The sequence below is a fragment of the Bacillus sp. LJBS17 genome, from assembly GCF_019334685.1.
Taxonomy (GTDB): domain Bacteria; phylum Bacillota; class Bacilli; order Bacillales; family Bacillaceae; genus Bacillus; species Bacillus subtilis.
On record NZ_CP079759.1, the window covers coordinates 469,407 to 486,257 of the forward strand.

17 protein-coding genes and 1 riboswitch are annotated in these 16,851 nt (G+C 45.9%); of the genes, 10 read left to right on the forward strand and 7 right to left on the reverse strand.

From position 1 onward, the window contains the following. Nucleotides 1–3 precede the first annotated feature (3 nt). From KXZ66_RS02375 to KXZ66_RS02400, 6 genes are all read left to right on the forward strand, one after another. A complete protein-coding gene (locus tag KXZ66_RS02375) occupies nucleotides 4–1,713 on the forward strand; it encodes a DUF2334 domain-containing protein (RefSeq protein WP_151870530.1) in 1,710 nt (569 codons plus the stop codon). Then, nucleotides 1,706–2,968, forward strand: coding sequence for a glycosyltransferase family 2 protein (locus KXZ66_RS02380; protein ID WP_003246697.1), 1,263 nt, complete (start codon nucleotides 1,706–1,708; stop codon nucleotides 2,966–2,968). The genes KXZ66_RS02375 and KXZ66_RS02380 overlap by 8 nt, the downstream gene beginning before the upstream one ends. A gap of 5 nt (nucleotides 2,969–2,973) precedes the next feature. Continuing rightward, entirely contained in the window at nucleotides 2,974–5,085 is a 2,112-nt protein-coding gene (locus KXZ66_RS02385) for a cellulose biosynthesis cyclic di-GMP-binding regulatory protein BcsB (RefSeq protein ID WP_151870428.1), read from the forward strand. A 135-nt stretch (nucleotides 5,086–5,220) separates the two neighbouring features. Next, a riboswitch (cyclic di-AMP (ydaO/yuaA leader) is annotated at nucleotides 5,221–5,364 on the forward strand. 192 nt (nucleotides 5,365–5,556) lie between these two features. After that, the gene (gene kimA, locus KXZ66_RS02390; protein WP_021481720.1) at nucleotides 5,557–7,380 is read left to right on the forward strand and encodes a potassium transporter KimA; all 1,824 of its coding nucleotides are present in this window, start codon (nucleotides 5,557–5,559) and stop codon (nucleotides 7,378–7,380) included. A gap of 58 nt (nucleotides 7,381–7,438) precedes the next feature. Beyond that, the gene (mutT, locus tag KXZ66_RS02395; RefSeq protein ID WP_021481719.1) at nucleotides 7,439–7,888 is read left to right on the forward strand and encodes an NUDIX hydrolase; all 450 of its coding nucleotides are present in this window, start codon (nucleotides 7,439–7,441) and stop codon (nucleotides 7,886–7,888) included. Nucleotides 7,889–7,954: 66 nt separating this feature from the next. Beyond that, nucleotides 7,955–9,679: a pyruvate oxidase gene (locus KXZ66_RS02400; RefSeq protein WP_046160070.1), complete on the forward strand. Its 1,725-nt coding sequence runs from the start codon at nucleotides 7,955–7,957 to the stop codon at nucleotides 9,677–9,679. A gap of 56 nt (nucleotides 9,680–9,735) precedes the next feature. Here KXZ66_RS02400 and KXZ66_RS02405 read toward each other — a convergent pair whose 3' ends face one another. The 5 genes from KXZ66_RS02405 to KXZ66_RS02425 all read right to left on the reverse strand — a co-directional run bounded on the left by KXZ66_RS02405 (nucleotide 9,736) and on the right by KXZ66_RS02425 (nucleotide 12,566). Beyond that, a complete protein-coding gene (locus KXZ66_RS02405) occupies nucleotides 9,736–9,873 on the reverse strand; it encodes a hypothetical protein (protein ID WP_064671965.1) in 138 nt (45 codons plus the stop codon). A gap of 28 nt (nucleotides 9,874–9,901) precedes the next feature. Continuing rightward, complete coding sequence (locus tag KXZ66_RS02410; protein ID WP_038827757.1) at nucleotides 9,902–10,168, reverse strand: hypothetical protein; 267 nt, start codon at nucleotides 10,166–10,168, stop codon at nucleotides 9,902–9,904. A 103-nt stretch (nucleotides 10,169–10,271) separates the two neighbouring features. Next, the gene (locus tag KXZ66_RS02415; protein WP_032680356.1) at nucleotides 10,272–11,549 is read right to left on the reverse strand and encodes an Nramp family divalent metal transporter; all 1,278 of its coding nucleotides are present in this window, start codon (nucleotides 11,547–11,549) and stop codon (nucleotides 10,272–10,274) included. 229 nt (nucleotides 11,550–11,778) lie between these two features. Further along, nucleotides 11,779–12,036, reverse strand: coding sequence for a GlsB/YeaQ/YmgE family stress response membrane protein (locus tag KXZ66_RS02420; protein ID WP_003246519.1), 258 nt, complete (start codon nucleotides 12,034–12,036; stop codon nucleotides 11,779–11,781). Nucleotides 12,037–12,113: 77 nt separating this feature from the next. Next, nucleotides 12,114–12,566, reverse strand: coding sequence for a DUF2188 domain-containing protein (locus KXZ66_RS02425; protein WP_003246574.1), 453 nt, complete (start codon nucleotides 12,564–12,566; stop codon nucleotides 12,114–12,116). Between the two features lie 117 nt (nucleotides 12,567–12,683). Between KXZ66_RS02425 and KXZ66_RS02430 the strand changes: the two genes are divergently transcribed. The 4 genes from KXZ66_RS02430 (at nucleotide 12,684) to KXZ66_RS02445 (ending at nucleotide 14,828) form a co-directional block, all read left to right on the forward strand. Further along, nucleotides 12,684–13,502 (forward strand): EcsC family protein, encoded by an 819-nt coding sequence (locus KXZ66_RS02430; RefSeq protein WP_015715265.1) that lies wholly within the window; start codon nucleotides 12,684–12,686, stop codon nucleotides 13,500–13,502. A 128-nt stretch (nucleotides 13,503–13,630) separates the two neighbouring features. Then, nucleotides 13,631–14,002 carry a glucose starvation-inducible protein GsiB gene (gsiB, locus tag KXZ66_RS02435; RefSeq protein ID WP_003234357.1) on the forward strand — a complete coding sequence of 124 codons (372 nt, stop codon included), beginning with the start codon at nucleotides 13,631–13,633 and terminating at the stop codon, nucleotides 14,000–14,002. A 131-nt stretch (nucleotides 14,003–14,133) separates the two neighbouring features. Beyond that, on the forward strand, nucleotides 14,134–14,475 hold the full coding sequence (locus KXZ66_RS02440) for a cupin domain-containing protein (RefSeq protein ID WP_003246564.1): 342 nt from the start codon (nucleotides 14,134–14,136) through the stop codon (nucleotides 14,473–14,475). Next, nucleotides 14,469–14,828, forward strand: coding sequence for a YdbC family protein (locus KXZ66_RS02445; protein WP_029317320.1), 360 nt, complete (start codon nucleotides 14,469–14,471; stop codon nucleotides 14,826–14,828). Before KXZ66_RS02440 ends, KXZ66_RS02445 begins: the two co-directional genes overlap by 7 nt. Nucleotides 14,829–14,864: 36 nt before the next feature. On the opposite strand, the gene KXZ66_RS02450 is transcribed toward KXZ66_RS02445, so the two are convergent. Next, nucleotides 14,865–15,686 (reverse strand): manganese catalase, encoded by an 822-nt coding sequence (locus KXZ66_RS02450; RefSeq protein WP_015715268.1) that lies wholly within the window; start codon nucleotides 15,684–15,686, stop codon nucleotides 14,865–14,867. A gap of 84 nt (nucleotides 15,687–15,770) precedes the next feature. Next, nucleotides 15,771–16,823 (reverse strand): C4-dicarboxylate TRAP transporter substrate-binding protein DctB, encoded by a 1,053-nt coding sequence (gene dctB / locus KXZ66_RS02455; RefSeq protein WP_151870425.1) that lies wholly within the window; start codon nucleotides 16,821–16,823, stop codon nucleotides 15,771–15,773. Between the last annotated feature and the right edge of the window lie 28 nt (nucleotides 16,824–16,851).

Consider the following 16,851-nt stretch of genomic DNA (forward strand, 5'->3'; position numbering starts at 1 on the left):
ACATTGCTATGCGTCATGATGCTTCTATTTTCAGCTATTGCGTCTTTTCCCGTTTCTGCGCAAGCGAAAGATCAGGATGCCGGCATTCTCATCATCTACTCAACCTTGGACGGCAAAGAGTCGTCACAAGTCAAAATGCTCGATTTGCTTGCGGGTCACTTTACATCCCATGTGACAGTCAAAAAAGATTTAGACGTTGAAGCGTCGGATTTCAAAGGGAAAGACCATGTGATTTATTACGGCCAAACGAAAAGAAAGCTCAGCAAAAAATTGCTGTCTCTTATCAGCGGCGTAAAAAACCCGGTTGTCGCCATTGGCTATAACGCAGGCCAAATCAACCAATTTTCCGGGCTTTCATTAGCCCGCAAAGAAAATGTGTTTCAGGTTCACAGCAGGTCGGAAAAGGCCGATGTGTCTCTGGAAAGCGGGCTTAACGTGCTGAGCATATCAGGCCTGAAAGGAACGGCGCTTTACACCTTCAAAGCGGATGAAGGCACAACGCATTCTTTTATATGGAAAACAAAAAAAGGGAATGTGTACATTGGATTAACAAATTTGTTAAATGACAATTTGATCGTGGCGAAACAGCTCAGAGAAGCTTTCGGAGAGAAGGCGGGGACGACGTTATTGTATTTGCGTCTCGAGGATATCAGCCCGATGTCTGATGAAAAACTGCTGCTTCAAGCCGGTACATACCTGCATAAGCGGCATATTCCTTTTATCCTGGCGGTCATTCCGGTTTACTTGAATCCGGAAACAGGCGACAAAGTGTATTTGTCTGATAAACCGAAGATGGTCAAGGTGCTGAAAAAGCTGCAAAGCATGGGCGGCAGTATCATTGTTCACGGCTATACTCACGCTTATCGCTACAGTGAAACAGGAGAGGGTTTTGAATTTTGGGATGCAAAGGCGGATCAGCCGATTACATCCGGAAATGCCGAAGACCCCCCATCCATTTTGGAGAAAGAACAGGACTTCCCGAACGAACAAGCCTATCACAGCTATCTTGAACCATTTCGGGAAAAGGAAGAAACGTATACAAAACAAAAACTGACGCGTGCCATTGAGGATTTGACATCATCGGGTCTTTACCCGCTGGCGTTTGAAGCGCCGCATTACACGATGTCCGAATATGGCTATCAAATCGCCTCGCAGTATTTTACAAGCATTTTCGGCCAGGTCCAGCTCAGCAGCACAACATGGAAAACATCCGGTGCACCTCCGTTTGTGACTGCTCCTTCGATGTTGCACGGAATGACGCTTTATCCGGAAACGATCGGCTTTGTCGACACATCAAAGCAAAACCCGCTCGGTGAGATGGAGGAGCGCATCTCCCAGATGATTGATTTTGAAGGCGGAGTAGCCGGAGGATTTTATCACCCGTACCTTGGGATGAAATATCTGCCTGAGCTGGTTGATCAGATGGAACGCATTCCAGACAGTGAATGGCTTGATTTAAAGAAAACGAAACAAACCGTCAAAACAGACAAAGTGGAAATTCATACAAGCGGTGACGGAACGATTCAGGTGAAAAACGGTGTAAGCCCCATTGACGAGTTTTTCGATCATCACCGGCAAACCCCTCTGGAAAAGGCGTTATGGATTCTCTCCGCTGTTGTGCTCTTATTTGTCATCATGTTTGTCAGTTATACGTTTTACTTGAGAGCCACATTGAAAAAACGAATTTTTAAGGAGAGAAGAAGCCTTGGGTAATACGCTGTTCTTTATCTCGCTAAGTTTAATATGGGTTATGCTTCTCTACCACATGTTCCTCATGCAGGGCGGGTTTCGCCACTATATGACCTTCGAACGGAATATCCCAAAGTGGAGAGAAAACATGAAGGAACTGCCGAAGGTCAGCGTCCTTATCCCGGCGCATAACGAAGAGGTTGTGATTCGGCAGACGCTGAAGGCCATGGTCAACCTTTATTATCCGAAGGACCGGCTGGAGATTATCGTCGTTAACGATAATTCATCAGACCGGACGGGTGATATCGTCAATGAATTTTCCGAGAAATACGATTTTATCAAAATGGTGATTACGAAGCCGCCAAATGCAGGAAAAGGAAAATCCTCTGCACTTAACTCAGGTTTTGCCGAATCAAACGGCGATGTGATCTGTGTGTATGACGCCGACAACACGCCTGAGAAAATGGCCGTGTATTACCTCGTGCTCGGCCTGATGAATGACGAAAAGGCAGGCGCCGTGGTAGGGAAATTCCGCGTCATCAATGCAGCGAAGACGCTGCTGACGAGGTTTATTAATATCGAAACGATCTGTTTTCAGTGGATGGCCCAGGGAGGCAGATGGAAGTGGTTCAAAATCGCCACGATCCCAGGCACCAACTTCGCGATCCGCAGAAGCATTATCGAAAAGCTCGGAGGCTGGGATGACAAAGCGCTCGCTGAGGACACTGAACTGACCATCCGGGTGTATAATCTCGGCTATCACATCCGCTTTTTCCCTGCCGCCATCACGTGGGAGCAGGAACCTGAAACATGGAAGGTATGGTGGCGCCAGCGCACCCGATGGGCGCGCGGCAATCAATATGTCGTGCTCAAATTTTTGGCGCAGTTTTTTAAGCTGAAACGAAAACGGATTATCTTTGATTTGTTTTATTTTTTCTTTACGTACTTCCTGTTTTTCTTTGGCGTGATCATGTCAAATGCGATTTTTGTAGTGAATTTGTTTTATGATTTGCATTTGTCTGTTGGATTTTTAGCAATGATTCTCTGGATTTTGGCGTTTTTCTTATTTATGACAGAGGTCATGATTACGTTGAGCATTGAAAAAACAGAAATGAACAAGCAAAACTTTTTTATCGTATTTCTCATGTACTTCACATACTCGCAGGCATGGATTGTGCTTGTTATCTACTCTTTATTTGTAGAAATCAAGCACCGTTTATTCAAGCAAGAGGTCAAATGGTACAAGACAGAACGATACAATCAACATAAAAGCGGGTGACCTTTTTGAAACAAATAATGATTTTTCTCACAAGCTTCATGCTGCTGGCGATGACTGGACAAACGGCTCTTGCCAAAGACGTACAGGTCAGTGGTTTGCTCCTCGGGAAAAGCAGCCAAGAACAAGCCAAACAGCAGGTGCTTACAAGCGAGCTGATTACACTGTATGGATCAAAAGACAGCGCAGAGCTGACGTATCAGATCCCGGCAGGCGCTTCTTCGGGCAATCAGCAATTGGTAATCGAATACGAGGCATCAAATCTTTTAATTTCTCCATCATCGTTAACGGCTGTCATTGATGATGAACCGGTCAAGACGTTAAAGCTTGATGGTGATTCCAAACGGAAAACAGTGAAGCTGAATCTGAATAAAAGCCAGTCTGCGCAAGGCTATCACAACGTATCGTTGAAATTCTACGGCGTAATGAAAGAGGGCGTGTGCGTCAGACAGGATACATCAGGCAACTGGATCAAAATTTATCCGGACAGCCGGCTGACACTTGCTGACAGCAGTGAAGCGAAGGGAACGTCGCTGGACCATTATCCGTATCCTTTCGCCCAATCTGGAAATACAGCGGAAGAAACAGCCATCGTCATTCCGGATCACCCAAGTTCAGCAGAAATAGAAGCTGCTGTTAAAACAGAAGGCTATTTGAAAACGGTGGACAGCAGTGTCAGTATTGCGTATGTCACGGAATCTGAACTGAAAAAAATCGATAAGCCGACGATTGTTATCGGCGTGGACAAGCATTGGAACGGCAAAGTGAAAAACCTGTTGAAACAAGCCGGGCTACAGGCAAAAGGAGAAAACCTTCTGCTTGCGGAGCGGGTGCTGAAAGCAGAGGGCAAACAGCAGCCGGTTCTGTTTGCGCAAGCGGCGTCCGAGGACGCGCTCACTAAAAAAATCAGCGTGATGACAGATCAGACATATACAGGCCAGCTCAGCGGCGATACACTTTCAATCAGCAAGCTTCAGCAGACTGAAAAAAAAGAAAGCGATAAGCTGACCCTTGAGAATTTTGGAGCGGGCGATATCACAATTGGAGCCGACAAAACATCTTCAGCACATTATTTTTATCCGGCTTCGGCTGTTTTAGATGAAAACCAATTGGCGAAGCTGTCGCTTAAACTGAAAAAGTCTGAAACGATTCAAGCCTCAACGGCTGAAAACGAGTCAGCCTCTCAGGCCGTAGAACTGAAAGTGATGATCAACGGCCAGCCGCACTCGGTCCGGCTTGATGAATTAGGAAAAGAAGATAAAAACGGATTCTATCATGTCACAGTGAAAGTGGACCCTAAGCTGCTGCAAAAAAACCGCTACATTGATATTCAGTTCGTCACGACCGGTTTAAAGGAAAACAACCCTTGCAACACCACTGATGAAGAAAAGTGGGTTTTTATCGATAAAAACAGTACATTATCATACGCCATCAAAGGCATGTCTCCGTCAGCGGATTTTCAAGAGTGGCCGCTGCCTTACGCCGGAAACCAGGATCAAACAACGTTAATCGTGCTTCCTGACACCGTAAGCCAATCGAAGCTTGAGGAGCTTTCTCTCGTGACGGAATCCTTTGGCAGCGAAGCACAGCATTCATATACGGTAAAGAAATCATCTGACGTTACAGCAAATGATGCGAAAGGACGAAACCTCATTTTCATAGGAGGGATCAATCAATTTTCTCTTCTGAAGGAGAAATCATCAGATCTGCTTGTGCCGCAGGAAAAGAACGGATCGTTTGATGTATCTGGTTTCGAGATGCTGAATGAGACGACAAAACAAGTGGTATTTACCCAAGCATCGGTTTGGGATTCACGCTATACAATGGCTGTCTTTGCACCGTCAAAAGGAGATGGCGCGGCTGTCACAAAAGAGATCATCAGTTATCTGAACAGCAACGATGAGTCGGCAACCGTCCTTAATGAAACAAACAGCCAGCAGGTGTTTACAAACCACCAGCAGCTCAAATCGGAAACAAACAGTTCCGATGCAGAACAACCAACACAGGATCATAGCCAGAAATGGATGTATATTGGTGTGCTGGCACTCATTATGGTGGTTGCGGCAGTGTTCATTTGGATTGCCGTAAGACGCAGAAAAAGAAAGACAGATACAGAATAAAACAGAGGCGATTTTAGCCTCTGTTTTTTTATTTTTGGTAAGTAAATTCCATTTGTGGAACCTGTCATTTTATTTTTTTCTCTCAGCCAATAAGCCTCTTTACAACGTGCGGGAACGGGAGTATGATCTCTTTTAGAAAACAAATCGCTTAATCTGAAATCAGAGCGGGGGACCCAATAGAACGGCTTTTTGCCGTTGGGGTGAATCCTTTTTAGGTAGGGCTAACTCTCATATGCCCGAATCCGTCAGCTAACCTCGTAAGCGTTCGTGAGAGGAGATGAATGAAACCTGTGTTCGATGTTATGGCACAGGGGCATCCGTTTGCCTCTGTGTTTTTTGTTGTTCATTTTTGAATGCAAATCGCATACAGAGACATCATAGCAGAAAGGACTATCAACAACATGTGAGAGCAAGACACTGATGTTTTATTGTTTTAATTGAAAAATGAGAAATTAAAAGGGGAAGACATCGATGTATCATTCAATCAAACGTTTTTTGATTGGGAAACCACTAAAATCCCAAGCAGCTGGAGAGCAAAAACTGACGAAATTAAAAGCCTTGGCTATGCTTTCCTCAGATGCGCTGTCATCTGTTGCATATGGGACAGAACAAATTCTAATTATTTTGGCAACAATCAGTGCTGCCGCATTTTGGTACTCCATTCCGATTGCGGTTGGCGTTCTCATATTACTGCTCGCACTGATTCTTTCATACAGGCAAATTATTTACGCTTATCCGCAGGGCGGCGGGGCGTATATCGTTTCTAAAGAAAATCTCGGTGAAAAACCGGGATTGATTGCGGGCGGTTCATTGCTTGTTGATTATATTTTAACAGTAGCAGTAAGTATTTCCGCAGGCACGGACGCCATCACGTCAGCCTTTCCTGCATTGCATGATTATCATGTGCCGATCGCTATTTTTCTCGTGTTAGTGATTATGATTTTGAACCTGCGCGGTCTTTCGGAATCGGCATCCATTCTTGCCTACCCGGTTTATCTGTTTGTGGTGGCGCTTTTGGTTCTCATTGCAGTCGGGTTGTTTAAACTTATGACAGGACAAATAGACCAGCCAGCCCATCATACACCGCTGGGCACACCTGTAGCCGGCATTACGCTGTTTTTGCTGCTTAAGGCTTTTTCCTCCGGATGCTCAGCGTTGACCGGGGTTGAGGCCATTTCTAACGCGATTCCTGCATTCAAAAACCCGCCTGCGCGAAACGCGGCAAGAACGCTTGCGATGATGGGGATTTTGCTGGCGATTCTGTTCTCCGGCATCACGGTGCTCGCGTACGGGTATGGTACGGCGCCGAAGCCTGATGAAACAGTGGTTTCACAAATTGCGTCCGAAACCTTCGGACGGAATGTGTTCTACTATGTCATCCAAGGTGTCACATCGCTTATTTTGGTTCTTGCGGCAAATACGGGATTTTCAGCCTTCCCGCAGCTTGCCTTCAACCTGGCGAGAGACCAGTATATGCCGCGAATGTTTACAGTCAGGGGCGACCGCTTAGGCTTCTCAAATGGGATTATCTTTTTAGGCTTTGCCTCCATTGTTCTCATTATCTTATTCGGAGGACAGACGGAGCACTTAATCCCGTTATATGCTGTGGGCGTATTTATTCCATTTACGCTTTCACAAACCGGCATGTGCATGAAATGGATCAAGCAAAAACCAAAAGGCTGGATCGGAAAAATGCTGATCAACTCCTGCGGTGCTCTGATATCGTTTATGGTTCTATCCATTCTGTTTGTGACGAAGTTTAATGTCGTATGGCCTGTGTTAATCTTTATGCCTATCGTCGTTTTGCTGTTTTTTGCGATTAAAAATCACTATACAGCGGTTGGTGAACAGCTTCGCATCGTAGACAAAGAGCCGGAAGAAATCAAAGGCACCGTTGTGATTGTGCCTGTGGCCGGTGTCACCACCGTCGTGCAAAAATCGATTCACTATGCGAAATCACTGTCCGATCAAGTGATCGCCGTTCACGTGTCATTTGACAGAGAACAGGAAAAGAAATTCGAAAAACGCTGGGAAGAGCTTAATAACGGCGTGCGTCTCGTTACGCTTCATTCCTCGTACAGAAGCCTTGTCCATCCGTTTGATAAGTTTTTGGAAACAGTTGAGGCAAAAGCGAAGAAGGAACAGTTTTCCGTTATGGTGCTGTTTCCGCAATTTATAACGAAAAAACGCTGGCACACCATCCTTCACAACCAATCGGCCTTTCTCCTCAGAGTCCGGCTGTTCTGGAAAAAGGACATAATGGTTGCCACACTGCCGTATCATTTTAAAAAGTAAAGCTCTAGGACCAAGGGAATCACCTTGGTCCTTTTTTGCGGGAAAAGGAGGTATGGCGGTGTATACACAAGGTGCTTTTGTGATCGTATTGAACAAAAGTCAGCAAATTCTGCTGGTGAAACGAAAAGATGTCCCTCTATGGGATTTGCCGGGCGGCAGGGTTGATCCCGGGGAATCGGCTGAGGAAGCGGCAGTGCGGGAGGTATTGGAAGAAACGGGATACAATGCAGCGCTTTCTGCGAAAATAGGTGTTTACCAAAGGCCAAAGTTTCAAGATGAACAGCATCTGTTTTTCGGAAGCATTACAGGCGGACAAGCAGTGGCTGACGGCACAGAGACAGCGGGATTAAAGTGGGTTTCCCCGGGGCGTTTGCCGCTTTTTATGGTGCCGAATCGAAAAAGGCAGATCAATGATTTCAAGAACGGCGCTCAAGATGTAAATGTCACCGTCAAGGATAGAGGGTTGCTCGCGGCGATCGACCTGTTGAAAAGAAGACTGGGCAAGTGATTCAGGTCTCCGGGTTTTAAAGCCTTTCTCCTGTGGTTTTGAAAAAAGGAAAAAGGAGGATACGTTATGGCACATAAAACTGCAGGACAAGTAATGACAGAGCTGCTTGAGCAATGGGGAGTTGATCATGTATACGGCATCCCCGGAGACAGTATAAATGAGTTTATTGAAGAATTAAGACACGAAAGAAATCAACTGAAGTTCATTCAAACCCGCCACGAAGAGGTAGCGGCACTGGCAGCCGCGGCTGAAGCAAAACTCACCGGCAAGATCGGAGTCTGTCTATCAATCGCAGGGCCGGGAGCGGTGCACTTATTAAATGGTTTATATGATGCAAAAGCGGACGGCGCCCCTGTGCTGGCGATTGCAGGACAGGTTTCTTCTGGCGAAGTCGGACGGGACTATTTCCAGGAGATTAAGCTGGAGCAAATGTTTGAGGACGTGGCTGTGTTCAACAGAGAGGTACATAGCGCAGAATCACTTCCGGATCTCTTAAATCAGGCGATCAGGACCGCCTACAGCAAAAAAGGCGTTGCGGTATTGAGCGTGTCAGATGATTTGTTTGCGGAGAAAATCAAACGGGAGCCCGTGTATACTTCACCGGTGTATATTGAAGGGAACCTTGAACCGAAAAAAGAACAGCTCGTCACCTGCGCCCAATATATTAATAACGCTAAGAAGCCGATTATCCTGGCAGGGCAGGGAATGAAAAAGGCGAAACGGGAGCTCTTAGAATTTGCGGACAAAGCCGCCGCTCCGATCGTTGTTACACTCCCGGCAAAAGGTGTCGTTCCCGATAAGCACCCGCATTTTCTCGGCAACCTCGGGCAGATCGGAACAAAGCCGGCTTACGAGGCAATGGAGGAATGTGATTTATTAATCATGCTCGGAACATCATTCCCGTACCGTGATTATTTGCCTGATGACACGCCGGCAATCCAGCTCGATTCAGACCCGGCGAAAATCGGAAAACGGTATCCGGTGACAGCGGGCCTTGTCTGCGATTCGGCTCTCGGTCTGCGCGAATTGACAGAGTATATTGAACGCAAGGAAGACAGAAGATTCCTGAATGCCTGCACAGAACATATGCAGCATTGGTGGAACGAAATTGAAAAAGATGAGACAGAGGCAACAACACCGCTTAAACCTCAGCAGGTCGTGGCCCGTCTTCAGGAAGCGGCAGCTGATGATGCGGTGCTCTCTGTCGATGTCGGCACTGTGACAGTCTGGATGGCGCGTCATTTCAAAATGAACGCGAACCAGGATTTCATCGTCTCCAGCTGGCTTGCGACAATGGGCTGCGGCCTGCCGGGAGCGATCGCCGCAAGCTTGTCCGAACCGGAACGCCAGGCGATCGCCGTCTGTGGTGACGGGGGATTTTCCATGGTCATGCAGGATCTTCCGACCGCTGTCAAATATAAGCTCCCGATCACAGTCGTCATTTTAAACAACGAAAATCTTGGCATGATTGAGTACGAGCAGCAGGTCAAAGGCAATATCGACTATGTCACAAAACTTCAAAATGTCGACTATGCCGCATTTGCAGAAAGCTGCGGAGCAAAGGGCATCAAAGTGACCAAAGCGGAAGAGCTTGCGCCGGCATTCCATGAGGCGCTGCACTCTGACCAACCTGTTGTTGTGGATGTCATGATTGGAAACGAACCGCCGCTTCCTGGCAAAATCACCTACGGGCAGGCGAAAGGCTTTAGCAAGTACATGCTGAAAAACTTCTTCGAAAACCAAAAAATTGAAATGCCGTCACTGAAGAAAAGTTTGAAACGGTTATTCTAAAAAAACAGAGGCCCCAAAAGGCCTCTGTTTTTTGTTGGAAACAAACGTATTTTCAGCTATAACATGTTTGAATTCATAAAATGATCGGTGTATGTATTAGGAACTGATTTCGCCATACTCGAAACAGACAAAAGGGCAAATGCATCTTGTTTCAAAGGAAGATGCATTTGTCCTTGCATGCTTATTCTTATCAAATCTTACAGAACTCTTCTCATTATAAGCTTATTTCTCTTTTTTCTTCAGTCCGAAAAAGAAAGGAAAAGCAGAACCGACCAAGAAGGTGCCGAATAAAAACATGCCGCCGATAAACACGTGGAAATTTGTGTGTCCGGCCGTAAACGCCGTGATTAAGGAAATGATACTGAGCACGATCATGGCAATGCCGGGCGCGACTCTCATTTTCCCCTTGGATTTATAGGCAGCGACAGAACATATAATGCCGATGACAATAGGAACAATCCACAAATAAAACAAAATAAATACTGACATCATCAAAACTCCGATTTTTCTTCTATCATAACAAATTTCTGTCAAAAAGGGTATCAATGAGCTTTTGCGAAAAAATAAAAACCGGCTTTAGAAGCCGGTTTTTTTATCGAAACGTATCTACAATTAAAAACACATTCAAAGCAACGATCAATACAGCAATCAGCCAAGACACCACTGTGACCCATTTGGCGTTGATCAGAGATCCCATGATCCGTTTATTGCTTGTAAACATAATAAGCGGAATGAGGGCAAAGGCGATCCCGAAGGACAGCACGACTTGGCTCAGTACGAGAGCGGTCGTCGGATTAACACCTGACGCGATGATCAAGATCGGCGGAATGATCGTGATAAAACGCCGTACATACAGCGGAATGCGGTAGTTGATAAATCCTTGCATAATCACGTCGCCTGAAAGTGTGCCGACAGACGAACTGGATAGACCGGCAACGAGCAGCCCGATCCCGAATAAAGCCGCAGACATAGGGCTGACAAGATGTCCGAATTGCTGAAATGCGACGTCAAGATCCTCAACAAACAGGCCGTTTTTGAAGAATAATGCAGCAGCCACAATCAGCATACTTGCATTAATAGCCCCTGCAATCAGCATCGCTATTAAAATATCAATAAATTCAAACCTAAAGATTTTTTTTCGTTCTGCATCAGTTTTGCCAACCACCCGCCGCTGTGTAAGGGCAGAGTGTAAATAAATGGCGTGCGGCATAACAGTTGCGCCAAGAATACCCGCTGCAAGAAGCACACTGTCGGTGCCATGAAACGCCGGGACAAAAAGGCCCTTCATCACTGACACGGCATCAGGTTTTGCGAAAAAGGTCTGCAGCGCAAAGGCGATCACGACCACAAACAGCATACCGGCAATACCGGCTTCAAGTGAGCGATAACCGCGGCGCTGAAGCTCCAATATCGCGAAAGAACCGATCGCAGCTATAATAGACGCTTCAAGCATCGGAATGCCGAACAGCAAATACAGTCCCAGAGCCGCTCCGATAAATTCCGCCAGATCAGTTGCGATAATGACCAGCTCGCCTTGAATCCATAATCCGATCGAGACAGGCTTCGGGAATTCTTCACGGGCAACCTCAGGCAAATTTTTGCCTGTCGCAATACCGAGTTTGGCGGATAGGGATTGAATTAAAAGGGCCATGATATTAGAAAATAAGATCACCCATAAGAGCATATATCCGTATTTAGAACCCGCCGAAATATTCGTTGCGAAGTTGCCGGGATCAATATAGGCAATGGCTGCTATAAATGCAGGGCCGAGAAAAGGGAGCAGCCCTCTGAATCCTCTGATTTTCCCGTCAAGCGCATCTTGGACGGCTTTGGAACGGGGAGATTGTGCTGTGATGTCCTTGTTCATCATGTCTCACCTGAATTCTGTTTGTTTTTGCCGTACAACAAAGAGTTTCCTTAAGGCAAATTATTTTATCTACATCATATGACCATCCCGGTTTCTTGTCAACCGAAAATGTTCAAAATACACTTCTGAATTTTTCCCTGTTATGTAACATGATATGTAGGGATTCGGGATAAGGTCCCATATAAAAAGACATCGTTTCAGTTCGAAACGATGCCTTCTGTATCTAATGAGTCTAGGCTTCCTTCCGCAGCCCGCGGAATATAAGGCCCAGCAAGAATACGAAGATGGCTGCCCCGATGATGGCGGGGAAAATAGCAAAGCCGGCGAGGCTCGGTCCCCATGTGCCAAGAAGTCCGTGCCCGATCCAAGCGCCGATCAGCCCGGCAATCATAGAGCCGAAAATTCCTCCCGGCAGCCGGTTTCCTACAATGGCGCTCCCAATTAATCCGATAACAATAGCAACAACTAATGAAACCAAAAAGCTAAGCATCATGATCACCTCTCATAAATGATTTACCAATCAATAACCGCTTCTGATCATTTCGAAACACCTAAAAGCATATTCCTTTATGACCCTGTTTTAATCTTTCTCTGCACACTGCCGTCAGCTAAATGAACAATGACCTCAGTGCCTTTATGCGCCGCGATTTCCTTTGCCCGTTCAATCGCTTCTTTCTTTGTATCCTTGATTTCAGACACGCGTTTGGCGCCCTCGGCTTTGACTGCCCAGCCTTTTTTATGCTTAATAACATGTTCTGCTTTGTTCATGAGCTCGGGCCCGCTGCCGCTGCTTGGATCAGCATCGCGTTCTGTCTCATCATCATGCGTCAGGAAATCATCAATTTCATCTGTAGAGGCGTTTTCCGCCCATTCCTTCGCTTTGCTTGTCGCAATTGGAATCGCGCGCCCTTCCTCATAGCCTTCATCAATCATCGCATTCGCAATGTCTATCGCCTTTTTTCTCACCGGCTTCTCAAGATTTTTTAATGAAGCAGGATAATCCTTCATCGACCAAGGCATGTCCATCACTCCTTTTCCTTTTATAAAAATGGTACCCGCAGGTGAAAAATAAAAACGCATCCGAAAAAATGAAGGTATACTATATAGTAGAAAAAACGGAAGGGAAGTGCGGGTTGGGTGCCAACAGAACGAAAAGAAGACTTACATCAGCAATTAAAAGAGATAGAGAAATGGGAAAAAGATCAGCAAAAAGTCTGGTTTTGGGAAAAGCTCAGCCGTCTCCCGTTTCAACTGCTGGACAAGCTGACACCAGAATTCATCCAGAAAAAGATCGGCAAGCTCTTGGATGAGGTCGGCAGCTTTGTTCAAACAGGCGGACAGTACCTGACATCTGAAAAACAGATTATCAGGATGTTTCAAAAGAAACTGCCGGGGGAGATCTTTGAATCGCTGGAGGACATCCGGAAAGCTCCTCTTCCTGTCATGGATGAAATTGCGGAAGGAATGGGCAAAAACAGAACCAACGCAGCAACCGTTCAAGGCGCGACAACCGGTGTGGGCGGCGTGTTTACGCTGGCGGCAGACATTCCGGCAGTGCTTGGCTTATCACTAAAAACATTACAGGATATCGCAGTCGCATACGGCTATGACCCAAAGGAGAAAAAAGAACGCGTCTTCATTGTGAAATGTCTGCAGCTGACGTCGGCTGATGTTGTCGGCAAAAGATCGATTTTGCAAGAATTAAAACACTACGATCAAGACCGTACATATAAGAATGTCGCTTCTCAAATCCAAGGCTGGCGAGAAGTTGTTTTAGGCTATCGAGACACGTTTGGCTGGAAAAAACTTTTCCAGATGGTGCCGGTTGCCGGAATGGTTTTTGGCGCCGCTGCCAATCGCTCAACATTAAACGACATTACCGAGACAGGCATGATGCTGTACAAAAAGAGGCGCATTCTTGAACGACTGAAAGAAACAGAACGAGAGATGGAATAGCAGAAAGCAGACGGACACCGCGATCCGCCTGCTTTTTTTAGTGGAAACACACCCAATGTGTTTTGTTTGTTTAAAAGAATTGATAGCGGGAATACAACAACCAACACCAATTAAAGGAGGAATTCAAAATGGCAGACGATAACAAAATGAGCAGAGAAGAAGCAGGTAGAAAAGGCGGAGAAACAACAAGCAAGAACCATGACAAAGAATTCTATCAAGAGATTGGGAAAAAAGGCGGAGAAGCCACAAGCAAAAATCATGACAAAGAATTCTATCAAGAAATCGGTGAAAAAGGCGGAGAAGCCACAAGCGAAAATCATGACAAAGAGTTCTATCAAGAAATCGGTGAAAAAGGCGGAGAAGCCACTAGCGAAAACCATGACAAAGAATTCTATCAAGAAATCGGCCGAAAAGGCGGAGAGGCAACAAGCAAAAATCATGATAAAGAATTCTACCAAGAAATTGGCTCAAAAGGCGGAAACGCCCGCAACAACGACTAATCAAAAGCATAAAGGCAGACAACCTGTAAATAAAAAAGCGATCCGGCACATCAGCTGGATCGCTTTTTTTTGGAATCTTCTCAATTTATGCCGCTATTGAGATACAATAAGTGAAAAAGGGGTTTTCGCTAATGTCCAAGATGCAAAACTTGCTCGCCATCGCAAATGAAGTCAAAGAAAAGCACGCCAATTTTTCAATCTCAGAGGTCAACGACCACTGCGTGCGCCTTGCGGTGTTTACGGGAGAATATGACTGGCACCATCACCCTGACTCAGACGAATTGTTTATTGTTCTTGAAGGGGAGCTGCTGATCGATTTTAAGGACAAAGAAACCGCGGTGCTCAAAGCAAATGACAGCCTGCTGATCCCTAAAGGCACGGTTCACCGCACACGCTCTTACGTCAGAACGGTAAATCTCTGTGTGGAGCATAAACAAGCCGAAACCGTCATCATAGAGGAGCAGCCATGCTAATCAAAAAGATGATATGTGAAGTAGATGCTGCAAACGCTGAAGCATTTGCAAAAGCGCAGTCACAGTGGGAAGCGTTATCGCATATAAGCGGCTTTATCAAACAGGCCGGCGGCTGGCGAAAAACGATAGACGAGCCGCTCACCGCAGAAATCATCAGTGTATGGGAAAACAGAGAAGCCTATGATCATTTTATGGAGAACGAACATGACAGCATATACGAGGAAAACGATCAGAAGGCTGTAATTCTTTCGATAGAGGTGACGGTGTACGAAGAGGATAAACCGTTCGTTCACGATCTGTTACATAACCCCGATATCCGGTACGAACCAGACTGGACGGTTCTGAAGGCATAATCAAAGCCCAAAACATCATGTTTTGGGCTTGTCTCTTTACTCGCGTCCCGGAAGTGTATTATGAACAAAAGGCGGTGCTGGTTTTAACTCCGGTTTTTCTCCAAACGTTTTTGCTTCTTTCACATATTCAAAGGCTTCTCCGTCCGGCGCTTTTTCATTCAGCCAGTTTTGCTCGGCGCTTTCTTCGCCTTCAGAGAAATTGATAAGCTGATGTGAGAACTCTTGTTTTTCGAGCGCTTTCGGGAATGTACCCGGCACAACCGGACCTTCCTGTGCTTCTAATTCTTTAATGGCGGCAAGCCATTGATTTTGGTGCATCGTGTCACGCGCCAGCAGGAAGCTGAGCATATCTTTGACGCCTTTGTCATCCGTCATTTCAAACAGGCGTGCGACCTGCAGACGGCCCTGAGATTCCGCATTCAGGTTGGCGCGGAAGTCTGCCAGCAGGTTTCCGCTTGCTACGATATAACCGCCGCTCCAAGGTACGCCTGTACTGCTTTCCGGCATGGCGCCAAGTCCTGATACAATCGCATGGTGAGGGTTCATGCCGCCTAGGATGGAGCCGATGACCGGATCTTCAGCAGCTTTTTCCTGCTGATCAAGAGGGGCATCCTCAAGAAGTCTGGCAATCATCGTTGCGATCATTTCAACATGCCCGAGCTCCTCAGTTGCCGTATCCATCAGCAAGTCCTTGTATTTTTCATTTCCTCTTGTGTTCCAGCCTTGAAATAAGTACTGCATGGCAACTGAAATTTCTCCGAATTGCCCGCCTAAAATTTCTTGCATTTTTTTAGCGAATAATGGATCTGGACGATCTGGTTTAGCAGGATGCTGCAGCATTTTTGTGTGCTTAAACATGTACCCATCTCCTTTTTCGTTTATCTCTTTTTATATTTCCGATCGATAGAAAGATAAACGAAAAACAGCGTATCGAGATGGGAACTATGAATCTTTTCGCAGCTCCAACAGTTCCCGGATCAGCTCCCGGCCAAAGATGGGCTCATACTGCCGGTAAACAGGGTCAAGACGCTTCATCCATTCTTGTTTCTCTTTATCTGACAGCTCATAAATATGTATAGCAGAAATCTTTTTGATTTCTTCCAGCTGCTCCTTGTTCATTTGTTCGGCATACGTTTCATTCCACTCCGTCGTCTCCTTCATCGCTTCAGTCAAAATGCGTCTTGTTTCTGGTGTTTGCGCCTTCCAGAAGTGTTCATCAGTCATGACAGCGTAGCCGAGGTAACCGTGGCTGCTTATTGTCAAATAGTCCTGAACATTATAAAATTTTTTAGAATAGATGTTTGAAATTGTATTTTCTTCGCCATCGACTACATTGTTTTCTAACAGCTGAAAGGTAGAATTGAAGGATTCCTGATGAGGTGTTGCGCCAAGCAGCTTGAACTGATCCTCAATCACATCGCTTTGCATAATGCGCAGATCCTGCCCTTTTAAATCATCCGGTGTTTTGACCGGCCCTTGATTTGTTGTGATTTGCTTAAAGCCGTTCGTCCAATAGGCCAGTCCTTTTAATTGGTTTTTCTTTAGAGAATCAAACAGCTGTGTGCCGATGCTTCCGTTCAGCCCTTTTTTGACGGCGTTGTAATCTGTAAATGCATACGGCAGATCAAGCACTCCCCATTCAGGCGAGAGCATGCCGAGCTTCGATGTGGAGGGGGCGATAAATTGAACATCGCCGTTTTGCAATGCTTCAATTTCTTCAATGTCCGAGTACAGGCTTCCATTCGGAAATACTTCTATTTTTATTTTCCCGCCTGATTTTTCGTTCACCAGATCAGCGAATTTATTGGCGGCCAGCCCTTTTGGCGTATTTTCAGCAACCACGTGGCTGAATTTAAACACGATTTGATCCTGCAGGCCTTCCTGGTCGTCATCATAAACAATCTTTTTATTGCCGGTATGATCATGGAATCCGATAAATAAAGCGGTTGCAATTCCAGCGATCATCAGTGCGAGACATGCAAGCAAACTCTTCATGAAAAGCCCTCCCCTATGTTAAGGATAA